18 protein-coding genes are annotated in these 17,769 nt (G+C 73.0%); 8 read left to right on the top strand and 10 right to left on the bottom strand.

All coding sequences use genetic code 11. The features are described 5' to 3' along the window. Positions 1–148 precede the first annotated feature (148 nt). Positions 149–589, top strand: coding sequence for a hypothetical protein (locus tag ABZU53_RS26400; RefSeq protein WP_355068133.1), 441 nt, complete (start codon positions 149–151; stop codon positions 587–589). Further along, complete coding sequence (locus ABZU53_RS26395; protein WP_355068131.1) at positions 586–981, top strand: hypothetical protein; 396 nt, start codon at positions 586–588, stop codon at positions 979–981. Before ABZU53_RS26400 ends, ABZU53_RS26395 begins: the two co-directional genes overlap by 4 nt. Before the next feature lie 177 nt (positions 982–1,158). Here the strand turns inward: ABZU53_RS26395 and ABZU53_RS26390 are convergent, their stop codons facing one another. Then, the gene (locus ABZU53_RS26390; RefSeq protein WP_355068129.1) at positions 1,159–2,043 is read right to left on the bottom strand and encodes an SDR family NAD(P)-dependent oxidoreductase; all 885 of its coding nucleotides are present in this window, start codon (positions 2,041–2,043) and stop codon (positions 1,159–1,161) included. A gap of 164 nt (positions 2,044–2,207) precedes the next feature. On the opposite strand from ABZU53_RS26390, the gene ABZU53_RS26385 reads away from it, so the two are divergent. Next, a complete protein-coding gene (locus ABZU53_RS26385) occupies positions 2,208–2,726 on the top strand; it encodes a hypothetical protein (RefSeq protein WP_355068127.1) in 519 nt (172 codons plus the stop codon). A 15-nt stretch (positions 2,727–2,741) separates the two neighbouring features. On the opposite strand, the gene ABZU53_RS26380 is transcribed toward ABZU53_RS26385, so the two are convergent. From ABZU53_RS26380 to ABZU53_RS26370, 3 genes are all read right to left on the bottom strand, one after another. Next, a complete protein-coding gene (locus ABZU53_RS26380) occupies positions 2,742–3,509 on the bottom strand; it encodes a TetR/AcrR family transcriptional regulator (RefSeq protein WP_355068125.1) in 768 nt (255 codons plus the stop codon). A gap of 209 nt (positions 3,510–3,718) precedes the next feature. Further along, the gene (locus ABZU53_RS26375) at positions 3,719–5,353 is read right to left on the bottom strand and encodes an MFS transporter (protein ID WP_354855068.1); all 1,635 of its coding nucleotides are present in this window, start codon (positions 5,351–5,353) and stop codon (positions 3,719–3,721) included. Next, positions 5,347–6,042: an SDR family oxidoreductase gene (locus ABZU53_RS26370; RefSeq protein ID WP_354855067.1), complete on the bottom strand. Its 696-nt coding sequence runs from the start codon at positions 6,040–6,042 to the stop codon at positions 5,347–5,349. The genes ABZU53_RS26375 and ABZU53_RS26370 overlap by 7 nt, the downstream gene beginning before the upstream one ends. A gap of 163 nt (positions 6,043–6,205) precedes the next feature. Here ABZU53_RS26370 and ABZU53_RS26365 point away from each other — a divergent pair, with 163 nt between their 5' ends. The 4 genes from ABZU53_RS26365 (at position 6,206) to ABZU53_RS26350 (ending at position 10,062) form a co-directional block, all read left to right on the top strand. Further along, positions 6,206–7,498: a sensor domain-containing protein gene (locus ABZU53_RS26365; RefSeq protein WP_355068123.1), complete on the top strand. Its 1,293-nt coding sequence runs from the start codon at positions 6,206–6,208 to the stop codon at positions 7,496–7,498. Beyond that, the gene (locus ABZU53_RS26360) at positions 7,486–8,151 is read left to right on the top strand and encodes a response regulator transcription factor (protein ID WP_354855065.1); all 666 of its coding nucleotides are present in this window, start codon (positions 7,486–7,488) and stop codon (positions 8,149–8,151) included. Before ABZU53_RS26365 ends, ABZU53_RS26360 begins: the two co-directional genes overlap by 13 nt. Positions 8,152–8,251: 100 nt before the next feature. Then, positions 8,252–9,313 (top strand): Gfo/Idh/MocA family oxidoreductase, encoded by a 1,062-nt coding sequence (locus ABZU53_RS26355; protein WP_355068121.1) that lies wholly within the window; start codon positions 8,252–8,254, stop codon positions 9,311–9,313. A 200-nt stretch (positions 9,314–9,513) separates the two neighbouring features. Further along, positions 9,514–10,062 (top strand): DUF1062 domain-containing protein, encoded by a 549-nt coding sequence (locus ABZU53_RS26350; protein ID WP_355068120.1) that lies wholly within the window; start codon positions 9,514–9,516, stop codon positions 10,060–10,062. 48 nt (positions 10,063–10,110) lie between these two features. On the opposite strand, the gene ABZU53_RS26345 is transcribed toward ABZU53_RS26350, so the two are convergent. From ABZU53_RS26345 to ABZU53_RS26335, 3 genes are all read right to left on the bottom strand, one after another. Then, a complete protein-coding gene (locus ABZU53_RS26345) occupies positions 10,111–10,269 on the bottom strand; it encodes a hypothetical protein (protein ID WP_354855062.1) in 159 nt (52 codons plus the stop codon). A 470-nt stretch (positions 10,270–10,739) separates the two neighbouring features. Further along, positions 10,740–10,961, bottom strand: coding sequence for a hypothetical protein (locus ABZU53_RS26340; RefSeq protein ID WP_030335934.1), 222 nt, complete (start codon positions 10,959–10,961; stop codon positions 10,740–10,742). Between the two features lie 347 nt (positions 10,962–11,308). After that, positions 11,309–12,412: an NYN domain-containing protein gene (locus ABZU53_RS26335; RefSeq protein WP_354855061.1), complete on the bottom strand. Its 1,104-nt coding sequence runs from the start codon at positions 12,410–12,412 to the stop codon at positions 11,309–11,311. A gap of 221 nt (positions 12,413–12,633) precedes the next feature. Here ABZU53_RS26335 and ABZU53_RS26330 point away from each other — a divergent pair, with 221 nt between their 5' ends. Further along, a complete protein-coding gene (locus ABZU53_RS26330; protein ID WP_355068118.1) occupies positions 12,634–14,670 on the top strand; it encodes a glycosyl hydrolase family 28-related protein in 2,037 nt (678 codons plus the stop codon). Between the two features lie 40 nt (positions 14,671–14,710). Here the strand turns inward: ABZU53_RS26330 and ABZU53_RS26325 are convergent, their stop codons facing one another. The 3 genes from ABZU53_RS26325 to ABZU53_RS26315 all read right to left on the bottom strand — a co-directional run bounded on the left by ABZU53_RS26325 (position 14,711) and on the right by ABZU53_RS26315 (position 17,569). Continuing rightward, on the bottom strand, positions 14,711–15,343 hold the full coding sequence (locus tag ABZU53_RS26325; RefSeq protein ID WP_354855059.1) for a hypothetical protein: 633 nt from the start codon (positions 15,341–15,343) through the stop codon (positions 14,711–14,713). Positions 15,344–15,357: 14 nt separating this feature from the next. Further along, on the bottom strand, positions 15,358–16,452 hold the full coding sequence (locus tag ABZU53_RS26320; RefSeq protein WP_355068116.1) for an SRPBCC domain-containing protein: 1,095 nt from the start codon (positions 16,450–16,452) through the stop codon (positions 15,358–15,360). A 67-nt stretch (positions 16,453–16,519) separates the two neighbouring features. Beyond that, positions 16,520–17,569 carry a nitronate monooxygenase gene (locus tag ABZU53_RS26315; protein ID WP_355068115.1) on the bottom strand — a complete coding sequence of 350 codons (1,050 nt, stop codon included), beginning with the start codon at positions 17,567–17,569 and terminating at the stop codon, positions 16,520–16,522. Between the last annotated feature and the right edge of the window lie 200 nt (positions 17,570–17,769).

The raw sequence follows: 17,769 nt of genomic DNA, 5'->3' as shown, positions 1-17,769 counted from the left end.
ACCGGCAGCCAACGACGGCGAGTCGCTGACCGCCTCGACCATCGACCGTCCACAAGCATCGCCACCCGCGAACCGGATCGCGCGTGCGACCTGACACGACAGCGGCCGGTGGCGGGCCAACGGTTCCGGTCTCGACCAAGGAGTCACCGTGGGACATCCCCGCTCCCGGGCCAAGAGCCAGCCGTTCGAGGTCGCCGCCCTGGTGACGACGCCCATCTGTGGGTTCCTCCTGCTCGTGCTCGACGTTCAAGCACCGTCGGTCCAGCTGTCCATGCCGGAACCCGTCCAGCTCGGCTGGGAGGTCGCGCTGATCGTGGTCGGCGTGGGCGGTCTGCTCGGCATCCTGTGGCCTGGTCGGCTCTCCACCAGCCTCGGCATCGAGCTCGCGTCCGTGCTGGTGCTCGGCACCATCATCGGCATGTACGCGGTGGCGGTGACCGGTTCGCAGGGCCTCGTCGCGGCGTCGTTGATCAGCGCCGTGCCACTGGGCGCCTTCTGGCGGGCCGCCCTGATCGCCGTCGACCTCCGCTGTCTGGCCTACGGCCACCAGTGCGCGACTCACCGACGCGTCGTGGGAGGTGTCACGTGATCTCGGCACCGACACCCGAAGCGCCGCACTGGGTTCAGGTGCTGCTCAGCCTGCTCGGCATCCTCGGCGGGACGACAGGTCTGGCCGCCATCGCCACGGTCGTGTCGCAGCGGGGCAAGTTCAAGGCCGACGCCGCCGACACGCTGACGGAGGCCGCCCTGACGCTCGTGCAGCCGCTGCAGCTACGGATCACCGAGTTGGAGGGCCAGGCGGTGAGCGCGCGATCGGAGCTGGGGCTGCTGCGCGAGCAGGTCAACCAGTTGCAGTTTCACGTCCGGGTGCTAACCCGCACGCTCGACCGGTGGCGTGCCGCGGTGCACGCCCCGGACGCCACCCTACGCAAGATCCGCGCGGTGGTCGCGGAGTCCGAGCAGCTGCCCGAGGACCAGTGACCGGCCACCGCCGGCTCATCCGCCGTCCGGTGAGCGCAGCCGGGCGATGAGGTCGCGTACCGCCGCCCGGAACTCGGGGTCGGACTCGCCCGGGTGGTGTCCGCGCACCGGTGGCGGCCGGCGCTCCCCCCGGTGACGGCCGGCCGGGTGGGTTCCGCCGGGGCCGGGCCGTCGAGGTCAGCGGGCGGCGCCACCGGCGGCGACGAGGTCCGCCGCCACCTCCCAGAGCCGCTCGGCGTTGCCCGCGTCGACCGCGTACGCCGCCACGCCGCTGTAGTCGGCGGGCCGCTCGGTCCGGACCGGGGCCTCGGCGCAGTCCTCGAAGTAGCGGCCACCCACGCCGTCGAGCAGCGGGGACGCGGCGAGCAGCACCGAGGTGGCGGCGCCCTGCTGCGGGGTCTTCTGCCGCTCCTTCGGGGTACGCAGCCCGCCGGTGTGCTTCTGCAGCCCGGTCGCGATGGCGCCGGGGTTCAACGCGTTGGCGTGGATGTTCTCGCCGGACCAGCGGCGGTCGGCCTCGACGGCGAGCAGGGCCTCGGCGCTCTTGGACTGCCCGTACGCCAGCAGGGGGTCGTACGGCCGGAACGCGAAGTGCAGGTCGTCGAAGACCACCGGGGAGAAGAGGTTGCCGCTGGAGCTCACCGACACGACCCGGGCGCCACCGGCCGTGGCGAGGGCGTCGTGCAGGCCGACGGTCAGCGCGTAGTGCCCCATGAAGTTGGTGGCGAACTGCATCTCCCAGCCCTCGGCGGTGCGCTCCAGCTCCGGCAGCGCCATGATCCCCGCGTTGTTGACCAGGATGTGCAGTGGCTCGTCCCAGCCGGCGACGAATCGGCGTACCGAATCCTGGTTGGCCACGTCCAGCTCGCGGGCCGTGACCCGGTCCGCGCCGATGCTGGTCGCGATGTCGGCCGCGGCCTGCTCGCCCGCACCGACCCGACGCACCGCGAGCACCACCTCGGCGCCGGCGGCGGCCAGCGAGCGGGCGGTCTCGACGCCGATCCCGGCGGCGCCGCCGGTGATGACGGCCCGCTTACCGGTCAGGTCGACTCCGGCGAGCACCTCGTCGGCGGTCGAGGCGAAACCGAATGGCGTCGTGATTCACTCGGTCATCTCTGTCCCATCTCTCGATCACGCTTACGTGACCCACTGTCACTCGGCCGGCGGGCGATATCCGGGTTACCGGTTTTCCTGGCCGCCCGGCACGGCGCCCGGAGCGGGTGTCGGTGGGCATCCGACAGTTGGTGGGTTCGTGGGCGGGGACGCCCGCCTTCGTGCACGGCCGGCACCTGGACGTGCTCTTCGCCAACCCGATGGCGACCGCGCTGGCACCGATCTACCGGGTCGGGGTGAACCTGCTGCGTGCGGTCTTCCTGGGCCCGAGCGTGCCGGCGCTCTATCCGGCGCCGGAGGCGGTCGCCGCCAGCGCGGTGGCCGGCCTGCGCGCGCAGGTGGGGGTCGAGGTGGACGATCCACGGCTCACCGAGCTGGTTGCGGAGTTGACGACCGGCAGCGAGCTGTTCCGGCGGTTGTGGGCGCGGCACGACGTCACCGTCCGCGCCGGGGGCGGGCGCCGGGTGTTTCACCATCCGCAGGTCGGCGAGTTGGAGCTGCGCTACGAGAAGTTCACGATCAGCGGCACCACACAGTCGCTGGTCGTCTACCACGCCGAGCCGGGCAGCCCGTCCGCCCGCTCCCTCGCTCGGCTCGGGGCCGCCGTCTCAGCGCCGGAGGCGCACGGATAGCACCAGAAGTCGGGGCTACCGGTTGGCCGCCCGCTCGGCGACCACCACGGAGATGCCGTCGAGGACGCGTTGCAGGCCGAACTCGAAGGCGTACTCCGGGCCGTACGCCCCGCCGTGCTGCTGGCCGGCCGCGGTGCCGACCCGGGACGCGGTGGGGTAGCTGTCGGCCGTCAGGAACGTCTCCAGCCAGGGCGCGTGCGACTGCCACCACTGGCCGTCGGTCATGCCGGTCTCCCGCTCCAGGTCGACCACCTCGGACGCGGCGCGCGCGGAACTCTTCACGTGCCCGAGGACGAGGGTGAGCACCGCGTCCATCTCGACGTCGGTGAGCCCGATGTCGGCGACCGCGCCGAGTTCGTGGTCGTACTTGGCCACCAGGTGCGGGCCGAGCACCGGACGGGTCGTCTCGGCCCGCAGCATCCACGGGTGGCGCTGGTAGAGCGCCAGGTTGTCGTGGGCGATCCGCTCCAACCGGGCCCGCCAGTCGCCCTCGACGGCGGAACGCGGCATCTCGCCGTACGCGGTGTCGATCATGACGTCGACGAGTTCGGCCTTGCCCGGCACGTAGGTGTAGACGGACATGGTGCCGACACCCAACGCCTCACCGACCCGGCGCATGGTCAACGCGTCCAGGCCCTCGGCGTCGGCGATGTCGATCGCGGCCCGGACGATCCGGTCGACGCTGAGGCCCGGCCCGGCGCTGCGGCTGGTCGGTTCCCGGGTGCGCCAGAGAATGGCCAGGCTGCGGGCCGGATCCGCGGTCGCCTTGCGCTCACTCGCCATGGTGCGGCCATCCTAACAACGCGGTCGTACGACGTACGTCGACCGCGAGGCGGTGCCGGCGAGGCCGTTCTGCCACCGCGCCGGCACCGACCCGTCACGGCTTCACCCGGGTGGGATCCAGCTCGCCGTTCTCGATGTGGCGCAGCAGCGGCGTCACGTCCTGCCCATGACGCGGGCAGAATTCGCCCACGAGATGGGGCGTACGGAGATCAGAGTCCTTCGCGGTCGTCGGTCAGCGCCGGCCCGGCGGCGGCCGGCACGAGGTGGCGCACCTCCGGCTCGCCGTCGGTCAGCTCCCGGGCCCGCGCCTCGGCCTCGCGGTCCTCACCCGTCAACCGGCCACCGTGCTGGCGCAGGTGCTCGCCCCAGGACGGCACCAGGTACACCTCGATGAACCGGTCCGTCGTCTCGGCCGGCCGGAACAGCCCCCAGCGCATCGCGCCGGTGCGCTGCCGGGCGCCGCGCACCACGTCCATGGCCGCGAGGAACGGTCCCGTCCGCTCCGGCCGAACGGTGTACTGCACCGTCACCAGCACCGGTCCCACGCCCGGGTCCGGCTCGTGCGCGAGGTGCAGTTGCGGCCAGTAGGCCGACGGTTCGCGGTTCACCGAGCGCAGGTCCGGAAGCGGCCAGATCCGGCTCGTCACGGTCCCGACGAACATCAACGCCGCCGCCGCGAGGTAGGCGAGGACCAGCCCGCCCACGTCGGCCACCAGACCCCACACGAGGGCGCCGACGGCCTGCCCGCCGGCGAAACACACCTGGTAGACGGCCAGCCCCCGGGCCCGTACCCAGCTCGGCAAAAAGAGCTGTATCTCGGCGTTGACGTTGGCCAGCACCGTCACCCAGGCCATCCCGGCCGGCAACAGGGCGAGGAGCACCAGCGGCACCACCCGTACGGTGCCGAGGACCGCCAGCGCGATGGTGAACAGCGCGCCGGCGATCAGCAGGAGCTGGTTGGCCGACAGCCGGGCGCGGATCACGGCCAGCAGCACCCCGCCCGCGATGGCGCCCACCCCGAGGGCGGCCAGCAGCAGCCCGTACCCGCCGGAGCCCAGCCCGAGCCGCCGGGCCGCCACCAGCGGCAGCAGCGCCCACAGCGCGCTGGCCGGGATCACGAAGACCAACGCGCGGCGCAGCAGCCGGCGCACGATCGGCGAGTGGCGTACGTAGCGGCTGCCCGCCCGTAGCGCGGCGGTGAACCGCTCGGGCACCTCGACGGCGCGGGCGCTTCCCGGCCGCCAGCGCCACAGCGCGGCCGCGAAGATGGCGAACGCCACCGCGTTGAGCCCGAAGACCGGGGCGACGCCGGCCCGGGCGATCAGCACGCCGGCCACCGCGGGCCCGACCGCCCGCGCCACGTTCACGCTTATCGAGCCGAGCGCGGACGCCGACCGCAGTTGCTCCTGCGGCACCAGCTCCGGAATCACCGCCGCCCAGGCCGGCAGGGTGAGCGCCTGCCCGACCCCGAACGCGAAGGTGAGGGTGAGCAGCAGGGCCGGCGGCATCCGGTCGGTCAGGGTGAGCAGGGTCAACGCCACCGCCACCGCCACCAGGAACAGCTGGACGGCGATCAGCAGGCGCCGACGGTCGAAGCTGTCGGCCAGCACCCCGGCGGGCAGCGCCAGCAGCAGCACCGGCAGCAGGCTGGCGGTCTGCACCAGCGCGACAAGCGTGGAGGCGTTGGAGTGGTGGATCAGCAGCCACTGCGCGCCGACGGTCTGCATCCAGGTGCCGATGTTGGCGGCGAGCAGGGCCAGCCAGAGATTGCGGTAGACGGCGCCGCGCAGGGGCGCCCACGCGGAGGCCGGACGGTCCCCCGGTCCGGCTGCCGCCGTCACCACCGCCCGTCCGCGCGCAGCACGCGCTCGCCGGAGACGTAGAGGTCGTCGGGTTGCAGCAGCAACAGCCGGACGACCTCGGCGGCGACCTGCTCGGGCAGGGCGTACACCTCGTCGAGGAACTCCGCGCCGACGCGTTCCTGCAAGCGGGTCGGCATCGGCCCGGGATCCAGCTCCATCACCTTGATTCGGTTGCTGTGTTGGGCCTGGGCCAGTGACTCGACGAGGCTGCTGCCGTAGCTCTTGGTCGCCCGGTAGACCGGGATGCCGGGCCGGGGCGCCGCCAGCGCCATCGCGCCGATGTACACCACGTTCCCGTAGCCCTGCCGGTGCAGATGCTCCAGCGCCTCCCGCAGCAGGTACGTCGTACCCAGGACGTTGATCTCCACGGCCCGCCGGATGTGCTCCACGGGCAGGTCACCGAGGTCGCCGCCCGCCCACATCGACGCGCAGGCCGCGACCCCGTCGACGGTGCCGTAGCGCCCCACCACCTCGGCGAACGCGTCCCGGACCTGCTCGTAGGAGGAGACGTCGCAGACCGCGCCGTCGCACCCCAGCTCGTCGGTTGTCGCGGCTACCTCGGCCGGTACGTTGCCGAACACCACGACGCGGTGCTCGTCGACCAGCAGCCGGGCCACCGCGAGGCCCAGCCCGCTGGTACCGCCGACCACCACGAAGGTTCTGGCACCCAATGTCTCTCCAGCCGCCGCCGCCACAGGTCACACGGATCGCGTGATGGCGCGTTCTTCCCGTTTCCGGACCCCGCACACCCGCTACGGCGGTAGTGCTGGGCATACCCGAAGAGTGGATCTGGACGGCTGGGGCACCCGGTCGCTCCCGATTAGCGTCTGCTGCATGACTCCGGAACACCCTTCGCACCTGGCCGGGGCGCTGCGCCAGCGCCGCTGGCTGCTCTCCGCCTGGCCCTGGCGCGCGCTGGCCTACCTGGTGACCACCGTGCCGATCGCCGGGGTGCTCGGCGTCGGCCTGCTCGTCATCGGCGGACCCATGCTGCCCGCCGTCAACGCGCTCCGGCGGCAGGGCCGACCGCCGAGCATCGCGCTGATGCTGTTCCTGATTTCCGGCAGCGTCATCCTGGTGGCGTTGGCCCCGATCCTGAGCTTCGCGGTCGCCGCCGTCGAGCGGTGGCGGGTCCGGCTCGTCGACAACCGTCCGCTGCCCTCGTCGCCGTGGCCGGGCCTGGCCGCCCGCTACCGCAGCCCCGCGACCTGGCGGGAGGTGGCATACCTGTTCTGGCTGGGCGGGTTCGTGCCGGTCGCGTACTGGGTGTTCCTGGTGCTGGTGCTGCTCGACCTCGGGATGATCTCCAGCCCCTGGCTGGCCGGCGACGCCAACCAGCCGGTGGTGATCTGGCAGCCGATCGACAGCACCGGCGAGGCCGTCCCGTACGCGATCGTGGGGGTGCTGCTGATCCCGGTGCTCTGCTACGCCGTCGGTCTGCTCGCCGCCGTTCAGGCGGCGGTGGCCCGCTGGCTGCTGGCCCACCCGGTGGACGCGGCGGCGCTGCGCGAGGTCACCCGCTCCCGCACCCGGCTGGTCGGCGCGTACGAGGCGGAACGGCGCCGGATCGAGCGGGACCTGCACGACGGCGCGCAGCCCCGGCTGACCAGCCTCAGCCTTCAGCTGGGGCTGGCCCGGCTGGACGTACCCGAGGAATCCCCCGCCGCCCGGCCTCTCGCCGTGGCGCACGACCAGGCCCGAGGTCTGATGGTGATGCTGCGGCAGTTGGTGCACGGCATCCGCCCGCAGAGCCTCACCGACCTCGGCCTGGCCGGCGCGGTACGCGAGCTGGCCGATGCCGCCACCATCCCGGTCACCGTGCACGCCGACCTGCCCGGTGAGCTGCCGGAGATCGTGGAGACCACCGCCTACTTCGTGGTCTCCGAGGCGCTGGGCAACGTGGCCCGGCACGCCCGCGCGACCCGCGCCGACGTACGCCTCACCCGGGCCGGCGCGGACCTCGTCGTCGAGGTGACCGACGACGGCCACGGCGGCGCCGACCCGGCCCGGGGCACCGGCCTGACCGGGCTCGCCGACCGGGTGGCCGCCGTGGGCGGCCGGCTGCTGCTGTCCAGCCCGTCCGGCGGCCCTACAGTGGTCCGGGTGGAGCTGCCATGTCGTCGGTGACCCGGGTGGTGCTCGCCGAGGACGAGGTGCTGCTGCGCGAGGGCCTGGTCGCGCTGCTGACCCGCTTCGACTTCGCGGTCTGCGCGGCTGTCGGCTCCGCGCCCGAGCTGCTGACGGCGGTCCGTGAACACCAACCGGACCTGGTGTTGACCGACATCCGGATGCCGCCGGGCCGCCGCGACGACGGGCTGCGCGCGGCCGTCGCGCTGCGCGGCGAGCGACCCCACCTCCCGGTCGTGGTGCTCAGCCAGTACGTGCAGACCGGGTACGCGGCGGCGCTGCTGGACAGCGGCGACGGCCAACGGGTGGGCTACCTGCTCAAGGACCGGGTCGCCGAGGTCACCGAGTTCGTCGACACGCTGCGCCGGGTCGCCGGCGGCGGCACGGCCATCGACCCGGACGTGGTCCGGCAGCTGCTGCACCGCCCCCGCGACCCGCTCGCCGCGCTGTCCGCCCGGGAACGGGAGGTGCTGGCGCTGCTCGCCGAGGGGCGCTCCAACGCCTCGATCGCCGCCCGGCTGCACGTCACCGAGGCCGCCGTCGGCAAGCACGTCGGCAACATCCTGCTGAAGCTGGACCTGCCACCCAGCGACGACACCAACCGCCGGGTGCTCGCCGTGCTCACCTATCTGCGCGCCGACCCGGTGGGCTGACCAGCGCCGGGCCCCGATCGGGCCCGACCGGGCGCGGCGTAGATTCGAGCACCGGCACCGCCGCCGGTCCAGGGCGCGGGCCAGGAGATGGGAGTACGGCATGGCGGAGGCGCTGCGGGTCGGTCTGCTGGGATACGGGTTGGCGGGCCGGGTGTTCCACGCACCGCTGATCGCCGCGACACCCGGGCTGCGGCTGGACGCCATCGTGACGCGCGATCCGCAACGGCGCGAGCAGGCGCACCAGCACTTCCCGGACGCCCGCCTGGTCGACGACGCCGACGAGCTGTGGCGTACGCCGGAAGCTCTGGACCTGGTCGTGGTCGCGACGCCGAACCGGCAGCACGTGCCGATGGCGCGGGCGGCCCTCGCGGCCGGCCTGCCGGTCGTCGTCGACAAGCCCCTGGCCCCCACCGCCGCCGACGCCCGGGCGCTGGTCGAGGAGGCCGACCGTCTCCGAGTGCCGCTGACGGTGTTCCAGAACCGCCGCTGGGACGGCGACTTCCTGACCGTCCGCGGGCTCGTGGAGCGGGGCGAGCTGGGGCGGGTGCTGCGCTTCGAGTCCCGGTTCGAGCGGTTCCGTCCGGCGATCAAGCCGGGCTGGCGGGAGCTCGCCGGCCCGGAGGAGGCCGGTGGCGCGCTGTTCGACCTGGGCGCGCACCTCATCGACCAGGCCGTGCAGCTCTTCGGCACGGTCGAGCGGGTCTACGCCGAGGTCGACCGCCGCCGCGCGGGCGCCGAGGTCGACGACGACGCGTTCGTGGCGCTGACCCACGCCAACGGCGTGCACTCGCACCTGTGGATGGGGGCGATCACCGCTCAGCTCGGGCCGCGGCTGCGGGTGCTGGGCGACCGGGCCGGCTACACCACCTACGGGCTGGACGTGCAGGAAGCCGCGCTGCACGACGGCGGCCGACCGGACCAGCCCGGCTGGGGCGAGGTCCCGCCGGAGCGGTACGGCCTGCTCGGCGTCGACGGTGACCTGCGCCCGACGCCGACCGTGCCCGGGGCGTACCAGAGCTTCTACGCCCAGGTGGCGGCGGCGTTGCGCGACGGCACGCCGATGCCGGTGGACCCGCGCGACTCGGTCGCCACGGTCGAGCTGATCGAGCTGGCGCACCGATCGGCGGCTGAGGGCGTGGTGCTGCCGGTCCCGGCCGCCTGAGACGGCCGAGCCCTCAGAGGTACGCGAAAACCAGTGGAGTGGCGGCGCTTGCGCCGCTAGCGTCCTGCCTCAACCTGTCGTCGAGGCGAGGACGTGCCGTTGTACACCCTGTGAGACCTCCCGAGCGCTGATTCGCGCGTCGCGCCTGTGCGCCGCGCTCCTTCTTGCTGCGGACTTCTCACTGGAAACGGTGTACTTCTGTGCTCTCTCAATGGGCCGTCGTGCCCACCTGCCTGCCCATCGTTCGCCGCCGTTGCCACGCGTGCGCGTCCGCGCACCTCCGGCCGAGCGGCAAATTCCGCGTCAACGCCAACCAGAAGCTGATCGACATCTGGCTCCTCGCGCTCTGCACCGGGTGCGGGGACACGGTGAAGCTCACGGTCCTGGAGCGGACGACAGTCCGCACCATCCGACCTGAGCTGCTCGACCGGCTGCACGACAACGACCGTCGCCTGATCGCCGAACTGCTTCAGGATCCGGCCGTGCAGGGCCGCAATCGATTCGTCCTGGACTGGGACGGCGCCTGGCGTCTCGACACCAACGGATCGGCGCACCTGGACCGCGAGATGGTCGACGTCTCGGTCCGCTTCGCGGCGCGCATCCCGGTCCGGCCCGCGCGACTGATCGCCGAGGGCTTCGGTCTTTCCCGGGCCGAGGTCGACAGGCTGAGCGAGGAGGGGAAGATCGTTTCGACGGTTCGCCTGAGCGGCAAGCTCTCCGGCGACTTCACCTTCACATTCAAGCGCTGAGCCCGTCCCGGACCACGGGCCTGTCCGGTTTTGTCTGCCGGACAGGCCCTACTCCGGCTCCTGCTCAGAGAGGGCGTCGTCCGGCACGCGGGCGTCGTCGTCGGTCAGCGCGTCCTCCGTCGAGTCGACGAGGTCGGCGAGCCGGCGCTCGGCCTCCCGGACCTCCTCGTCGAGCCTGGGGTTCTCCTCATCGGGACCCTGCGACATGGGCGACCTCCATCGGACGCGGACCGCCCCCGTGTACCCGGCCTGCCCCGGGGAACACGGAAAGCACCCGCCGGACCCGGCCACCGGGCACTCCAGTTCGGCGATGGTGCGGTATCCGAGGTTCCGCTGCGCGGTGGCGCCTTGATCACGTGATGCTCACCAGTTCCAGGAAAGCCTCCCCGAACTGCTCACCAGCAGGTGATCGAGGACTCCGGATGACGCGCGGCGCGAGCAGGTGGGTGCCTGGAGTGCAGGGGCCGCGACAACTGCCCCCAGCTCGATTGGGCCTCGGCATTCGTGGCAGACGTCGCCTCGGTCATGTTCCAGAAGCAGTGACCCACGAGCCGAACCACATCGTCGACAGCTGCCGGGGAACGCGCTGACGGTCGGGGGTGAGTCGAGCACCGGGCGGGCCGGGGAGCGCACCGGGCGGGAGCCCAGGAGCGTTGCCGGCCCGGCCCGGTGCCGGATCAGCGCTGCTTCAGCTCGCGCCAGGATGGGTGAGTGCCGCGCCAGGCGTCGGCGAGGATGGCCGCCGAGGCCCGGCTGGGGCACTGCTGCACCCGCTCACGACCCGACGCCCCACCGATCTGGGCGCGGACCTCCCAACCTTGCCCGTCAGTACGGATATACACGTCCCGGCGCCCGCGCGGGGTCGTGTCACCGTTCCACCAGTGTTCCTCCACCTTCATTCGCCGACCGTATAGCAATTTTCGTGCTGGGGGTACGGCGCAGGTGAGCATATACCGCCGTAATAGCCGCAACTCAGACACAGTTCCACCTGTGCGGGCGACGGGGAGGGACCGCATCGGCGATTTCTCCCCGTCCTGAGCGATCAATCAGGCCGGCGTCACATACCGCTGAACACGCCGGCCAGGGTGTTGGCCAACGTGTCCTGCCCAGAGGGGAAATCCACCCGCTGCGGTGATCTGGATGTCACCCGGAGTGAACGGTGGCGGGAACGCCACCCGCACGGCCGGGTCGAATGGGACTCCGAGTCATGACGGGGCGGCCGGCAGGGCCTACCGGAGGCGGTCGCTCACCCCTGAGCGGTGAGCAGGTAGTCGTCCGCCTCCGGGCTCCACCGTAGGTCGACGGCGCCGCTGGTGGCGGCGGCCTTGCAGAACTGCAGGAAGCTGCGGTAGCCGAGCTTCTTCTCGCTGAAGTCGGGGCGGGCCCGGCGCAGTTGGTTCTTCAGGCCGGAGAGCGCCACCGGGTTGCCGGCGCTGCCGAGGTCGCCCACCACACCCCGGAGCAGGCCGAAGGCGACCTCCCGGTCGCCGTGCTCGGGCAGGGAGACCTCGGGGTCGCCCTTCGCGGGCCCCTCGCCCAGGTCGATCACGTTGTGCTCGGCGAGGTGGCGCAGCAGCTCACCGAAGGTGCGGAAGCCGTAGTCGGACTCGCTGAACGTCGGGTCCTTGCGCAGCAGGGTGCGCTTGAGCCGGGAGGCGGTCACCTCGCCGCTCGCGCTGCCCTGCAACCCGGCCACCGTCTGGGCCACCTGCACGGCGAGGGCGTCCACGTCCCGGCCGGGCTCCTCACCCACCGGCCGACCCTCGGCCTCCTGCTCGTGTTCCTGCTCGCGCTGCTGCTCCGGCTCGGGCGGGCGCTGGTCGGGGCCGGGCTGCCGGGCCGGGCGACCGCGCCGGCTGCGGGTGGGCGGGATGTCCACACCCTCCAGCCGGTCGTAGTAGAGGAACTCGTCGCATGCCGGGGGCAGCAGCGCCGACGTGGACCCCTCGACCCCGACACCGATGACCCGCTTGTTCAGCTCGCGGAGCTTGTGAACCAGGGGGGTGAAGTCGCTGTCGCCGCTGCAGATGACGAAGGTGGAGATGTAGTCGCGTTCGAACGCCAGCTCGATCGCGTCGACGGCCATCTTGATGTCGGCGGCGTTCTTGCGGGACGCGCCCATGCGCTGCGGGATCTCGATGAGCTCGACGTGGCTTCGGGTGAGCATGCGGCGGTCCTCGTCGAAGTACGACCAGTCGGCGTACGCCCGGCGCACCACGACCCGCCCTCGCTCGGCCAGCGCGTCGGCGATCGGCCGGAAGTCGAAGTCCGCGCCGCCACGGTGGTCGCGGGCCCCCAACGCCAGGTTCTCGTAGTCGAGGAAAAGGGCGATCCGGTCTTCTTGATCCACGCGCCTCAGCCTACGCCCGGCGGGGTGGCCGGGGGCGCACGCGACGCGCGACACCTCAACTCACCGACCGTCCATTTCTTGCGGCCTAATAGTCGCCTCTTTTCAATCTTCGATTGTCGTCTTGCAGTGCGATGTTCGGTGCTGCATCATGACGATCAATGTCGGGCGTCCGGGGGAACGCCGGGCGGACCTCCACCACCACCCCACCAGGAGGGTCACCGATGTTTCGCAGCATCCTGCCGGCACGGGGACGCCCGGGCCGCCCGGTCGCCACCGCCGTCGCGCTCGCGACCGGCCTCGCCGTGCTGGTCGCCGGGCCCACCGTGGCCGCCGCCGGCCCACCCGGTTCACCCGGCGCACAGCCGGTGGTCACCCGGGCGGCGCTCGATCCGACGCTGGTCGCCGGGCGCGGCGCCGACGTCGACTTCGTCGAACAGGAGGCCGAGAACGCCCGGACCAACGGCGAGGTCATCGGCCCCGACCGGTCCGCCTACACGCTGCCCGCCGAGGCGTCCGGCCGCCGGGCCGTCCGGCTCACCCCCGGCGAGTACGTCGAGTTCGTCCTGCCCAGCACGACCAACGGGATCACCGTGCGGTACAGCATCCCGGACGCGCCCTCCGGCGGCGGGATCACCGCGCCGCTGCGGGTGGCCGTCAACGGCAAGCACGTCCGCACCATGACGCTGACCTCGCAGTACTCGTGGCTCTACAACCAGTACCCGTTCACCAACGACCCGCAGGCCGGGCTGCTGCACCCGGACTGGTGGATCACCGAGTGCCAGTGCGTGCCGTCGGCCACCACGCCGTACCCGAGCATCAGCACGCCGTTTCGGCCCACCCACTTCTACGACGAGCAGCGGCTGCTGCTCGGGCGCACCTACCGGGCCGGTGACACGGTCCGGCTCACCGCGCCGGCCGGCAGCGCCGCCGCGTGGACGGTCATCGACCTGCTCGACTCCGAACTGGTCGCACCGCCGCGCGTACGGCTGCTCGCCGCGAACGTGCTGGCGTTCGGCGCCGACCCCACCGGCCGCCGGGACTCGGCCGACGCTCTGGACAAGGCCATCGCCTTCGCCCGGCGCACCCACCTGAAGGTCTACGTTCCGCCGGGGACGTACCAGGTCAACCGGCACATCATCGTCGACGACGTGACCATCGAGGGCGCCGGCAACTGGTACACGGTCTTCAAGGGGCGCGAGGTCGCGCTGTCGACGCCCGCGCCGGACGGCTCGGTGCACACCGGCGTCGGCTTCTACGGTCGCGACGCCGCCGACGGTGGCAGCCGCAACGTCCACCTGTCCGGCTTCGCCATCGAGGGCGACGTACGCGAGCGCATCGACACCGACCAGGTCAACGCCATCGGTGGCGCGATGAGCGACTCCACAGTCGACGGGCTGCACCTGCGGCACACGAAGGCGGGCCTGTGGTTCGACGGCCCGATGCGCAACGTCCGCGTCACCAACACCATCGTCGTCGACCAGATCGCCGACGCGCTCAACTTCCACACCGGCGTGACCGACTCCCTCGTCGCGCACACCTTCGTCCGCAACACGGGTGACGACGGCCTGGCGATGTGGTCGGAGAAGATGGCCAACGCCCGCAACACGTTCGACCACAACACCGTGCAGTCACCGACGCTCGCCAACGGCATCGCCATCTACGGCGGCACCGACACCACCGTCTCCAACAACCTCGTCGCCGACCCGGTCCGCGAGGGCAGCGGGCTGCACGCCGGCGCCCGCTTCGGCGCGGAGCCGTTCGCCGGGTACCTGCGGTTCACCGCCAACACCACCGCCCGCGCCGGCACGTACGAGCTGAACTGGAACATCGGGCTCGGCGCCATCTGGATGTTCGCGCTGGACCGCAGCATCGACGCGAACGTCGAGGTGACCGGCGACGCGTACCTGGACAGCACCTACAACGCGATCATGCTGGTCAGCGACTGGCCGGTGAAGGACCTCTACTCGATCACGAACGTGCGCTTCCGCGACATCCGGGTCGACGGCACCGGCACCTCGGTGCTCAGCGCCCGCTCGGCCGGATCGGGATCGTTCGCCAACGTGGACGCCCGCAACGTGGGAGCGGTCGGCGTGAACAACTGCGGGTCGTTCCACTTCACCCCGGCCGGCTCAGAGTTCACCCTGACCGACCTGGGCGGCAACGACGGCGGCTGGCTCGCCCCGTGGCTGCTGCCCAACACCATCACCTGCGACGACCGACCGCCGGTGGCACCGCCACCGCCTCCGGCCCAGTGGTGAACGCGGTGGGCGGCCCGACCGATCGGGCCGCCCACCGCCGTCACCGCCTCCGGGCGTACGCCAGCGGCACCGTCGTCGGCTGCCCGTCCCAGGCGCCGCTCAGGGTGGCGCCCCGGGCCCCGACCGCCCCGGCGGCCGGCCGGCGGACCACGACCAGCTCCACCGCGTCGGTGACGATGACCGTGTCGTCCTCGTCGACGACCTGCCGGACGGCGCCGATCGCCGGCACGGCCCCGCCGTCGCCGCTGACGTCGATCGCCATCGTCGGCGGTCGCACCTCGCGCCGGCCGTCGACCTCGAAGTACTGCTCCGCCTGACCGGCGCCGGCCAGGATGGCGTGGGTCAGCGCCGCCGCGTAGACCGGGTCGGCGCAGCCGTCGTACACCCACCGGCGGCCGAGCGCCGAGTGGTCGGTCGTGCCGACCAGCCACTCGTCGGCGTCGTCGAGGGGCGCGGCGCGGTAGGTGAGCGGGACCTGGTGGACCGGCCCGTCGGCGGCGGCGACCAGCATGGTCTCGATGCCGACCTCGCCGGCCGGGTCGTCGAAGCGGTACGCCCCCCGACTCACCACGTCGACGCCGGCCGGTCCCTGCCACCAGGGTCGGCCGGGCAGCCAGGTCGTCAGCAGTTCGAGCTTGGTGGGGCGCAGCGTCGCCCGGTGCAGCAGTGCCATGCCGAGGAGCCTAGTCAGAGCCCCGCGCACGGGTTGCCGCCCACTGTGCAGCCCTCCGGCTCCCTTGCCTTAGGCCGACTGTCGCGGACGTCGAACCGGATCGTCCGCGACCCGCCGGCGGGCACGGCCAAGCCGCTGAAGGTGATGGCCTGCCCGTCCTGACGCCAGTCCGCTCCCTCGACGTCGTCGACGCTGCTGCCGTCGGCGAGGGTCACCACCACGACCCACTGCTCCGCGGGCGCGGGGCCCGGGTTGTCGACCACCACCTCCCCCGTGTAGCCGAACAGCCGGCTCGAGTCGGTGTCGTAGCGCGCCACCAGCGGCGGTGGGGGTGGCGGCACCGCCGCCGTCGGCGTACGCGACGGTGTCGCCGACGGGGTGCGGCTCGGACGGGCGGTGGTCGGCGTGACGCTGCGCGACGCTCGCGCCGACGGTGTCGCCTTCGGCTGCGCGGTCGGCGCCGCCGCCGCCATGCTCGGCGGCGTCGTCGTCGACGTCGCGGTCGGCGTCGGCGCGGCGGAATGCTCCGGCTCGCCCGGCAGCGTCAGCCACGCCACCAGCCCCGCCACCAGCACGACCCCGGTCAGCCCGGCGACCGCCGCACGGCGCCGACCCCGGGCCGGCGCGGGGCCGGACGCGCCGATCACCGGCAGCTCGGTCGTCATCCCCGCCACGCCACGCCGCAGATCGACCTGCTGGAACGCGAGCCAGTCGAGGATGGCCGGCAGGCGCACGGTCAACGCCTGCCGGAGCTGCTGTTCGCGTGGCTCGTGGTGCTCCTCCGACCAGGAGCCGTGCGTCGGGACCTCCCGCACGGTCAACCGGCTGCCCTGCTTGGTGGCGGTGACGGCGCAGGTCAGCTCGGTGAGCCGACCTGCCTCGTCGCAGCGCAACACCAGCAGCTCCGGCACCCGCCGCTCGGTCACCTCGACCTCGACGTCGGCGTCGAAGCCGGGCAGGCCGGCCGTGTGCAGCACCAGCCGGTCCGGCACCCCCTCCACCATGTCCGCCTCGGCGAACCAGCGGCCCAACAGCTCCCGATCGGTCAGTGCGAGCCAGACCCGGTCGGGTGAGTGGGACAGGTCGACGTGCGCGCCGATCTCGATCACGGCGAGACTCTAACGGGTTGGGCGTCCGGGCCGTTCCGCCCGCCCGGACCGACGACAGGTCGCCTGGTCAGCCCCAGCGGGTCGCCCGCTGTGCCGCCGCCGTCAGCGCGGCCCGGGCGGCGGCGCTGACCTCGACGACCAGTTCGGCCGCCGGTACGTCCCGGGCGAGGGGGTGCGCCTGCCCGGCCCACAGATTCACCACCGAGGCGTCGCCGTCGCGCCGGGCGGCGGCGAGCAGCGGACGGGTCAGGTGCAGCACCTGCGGGTAGCCGGCCGGCGCGACCGCGTCGTGCGTACGCAGGAAGTCGTTGACCACGCCGCGGGCCCGCTTGCCGGTGTAGGCCCGGGTCAACGCCGTCGGCGCGGCGCTGGCCACCGCTGCGCGGTGCAGGGGTGAGCTGCCCGCCTCCGGGCAGCGCAGGAACATGGTGCCGAGCTGGGCGGCCTGCGCCCCGGCGGCCAGCGCCGCCGCCAGGGCGGGGCCGTCGGCGATGCCACCGGCGGCCACCAACGGCCGGTCGCATTCGGCGGCGGCCAGCCGGAGCAGCGGCAACAGCGCGTAGTCGTCGTCGTCCGGGATCCCGCCCCGGTGCCCACCGGCCTCGGTGCCCTGCACCACGACGGCGTCCACGCCCAGCTCGGCGGTGGCCGTGGCGGCGGCCGGGCGGGTGACGGTGGCCCACACCTCGGTGCCGCGCTCCCGCAGGGCGGCCACCACGGCGCGGTCGGGCAGCCCGAACGCGAAGGACACCACCGGGACCGGGTCCGCGAGAAGCGCGGCCAGCTTCTCCGGGTACGCGTCGTCGCCGCCCACCGGCTCACCCAACCGCACTCCGAGGCGGTCGGCGTGCGGGGCGAGCCGCTGCGCGTACGCCCGGATGGCGGCCTCGTCGACCGTGTCGTCGCCGGGCAGGAAGACGTTGACCCCGAACGGCCGGTCGGTACGCGCGCGCACCTCGGCGATGTCGGCGACCAGCCGCGCGGTGTCGATCATGCCGGCGGCCAGGAAGCCCAGCCCGCCGACGGCGGAGACGGCCGACACGAGGGCCGGGGTGGACGGGCCGCCGGCCATCGGCGCGGCGACGATCGGGTGGCGCAGCTCGGACAGCACGGACATCCACCCATCCTGCCGCAGCGCGCCGGTCCCCCGGCTCGCGACGCGGTGCCCGCCCGCACACCGTGCCGCGCGCCCGGCCCGCCGTCGTCGGTCAGCGTCGGTCGGTGTGCCGCCGCCACAGCACCCCGGCCGCGGCGACGAGTGCCAGTAGCGTCCCGGCGCCGGCGGCCAGCGGCCAGGTCCGACCGCCCCCGATGCCG

The sequence above is a fragment of the Micromonospora sp. NPDC005194 genome, assembly GCF_040608335.1.
GTDB lineage: Bacteria > Actinomycetota > Actinomycetes > Mycobacteriales > Micromonosporaceae > Micromonospora.
Note: the sequence above shows the minus strand (reverse complement) of the source record. Positions and strands in the feature narration are given on the sequence as shown.

What these genes read in the sequence shown, in the direction of transcription:
- ABZU53_RS26365 (WP_355068123.1), top strand. Translation starts at nt 6,206, where the DNA reads ATGACTCCGGAACACCCTTCGCACCTGGCCGGGGCGCTGCGCCAGCGC.
- ABZU53_RS26330 (WP_355068118.1), top strand. Translation starts at nt 12,634, where the DNA reads ATGTTTCGCAGCATCCTGCCGGCACGGGGACGCCCGGGCCGCCCGGTC.
- ABZU53_RS26325 (WP_354855059.1), bottom strand. Translation starts at nt 15,343, where the DNA reads ATGGCACTGCTGCACCGGGCGACGCTGCGCCCCACCAAGCTCGAACTG.
- ABZU53_RS26380 (WP_355068125.1), bottom strand. Translation starts at nt 3,509, where the DNA reads ATGGCGAGTGAGCGCAAGGCGACCGCGGATCCGGCCCGCAGCCTGGCC.
- ABZU53_RS26345 (WP_354855062.1), bottom strand. Translation starts at nt 10,269, where the DNA reads ATGTCGCAGGGTCCCGATGAGGAGAACCCCAGGCTCGACGAGGAGGTC.
- ABZU53_RS26355 (WP_355068121.1), top strand. Translation starts at nt 8,252, where the DNA reads ATGGCGGAGGCGCTGCGGGTCGGTCTGCTGGGATACGGGTTGGCGGGC.
- ABZU53_RS26360 (WP_354855065.1), top strand. Translation starts at nt 7,486, where the DNA reads ATGTCGTCGGTGACCCGGGTGGTGCTCGCCGAGGACGAGGTGCTGCTG.
- ABZU53_RS26315 (WP_355068115.1), bottom strand. Translation starts at nt 17,569, where the DNA reads ATGTCCGTGCTGTCCGAGCTGCGCCACCCGATCGTCGCCGCGCCGATG.
- ABZU53_RS26340 (WP_030335934.1), bottom strand. Translation starts at nt 10,961, where the DNA reads ATGAAGGTGGAGGAACACTGGTGGAACGGTGACACGACCCCGCGCGGG.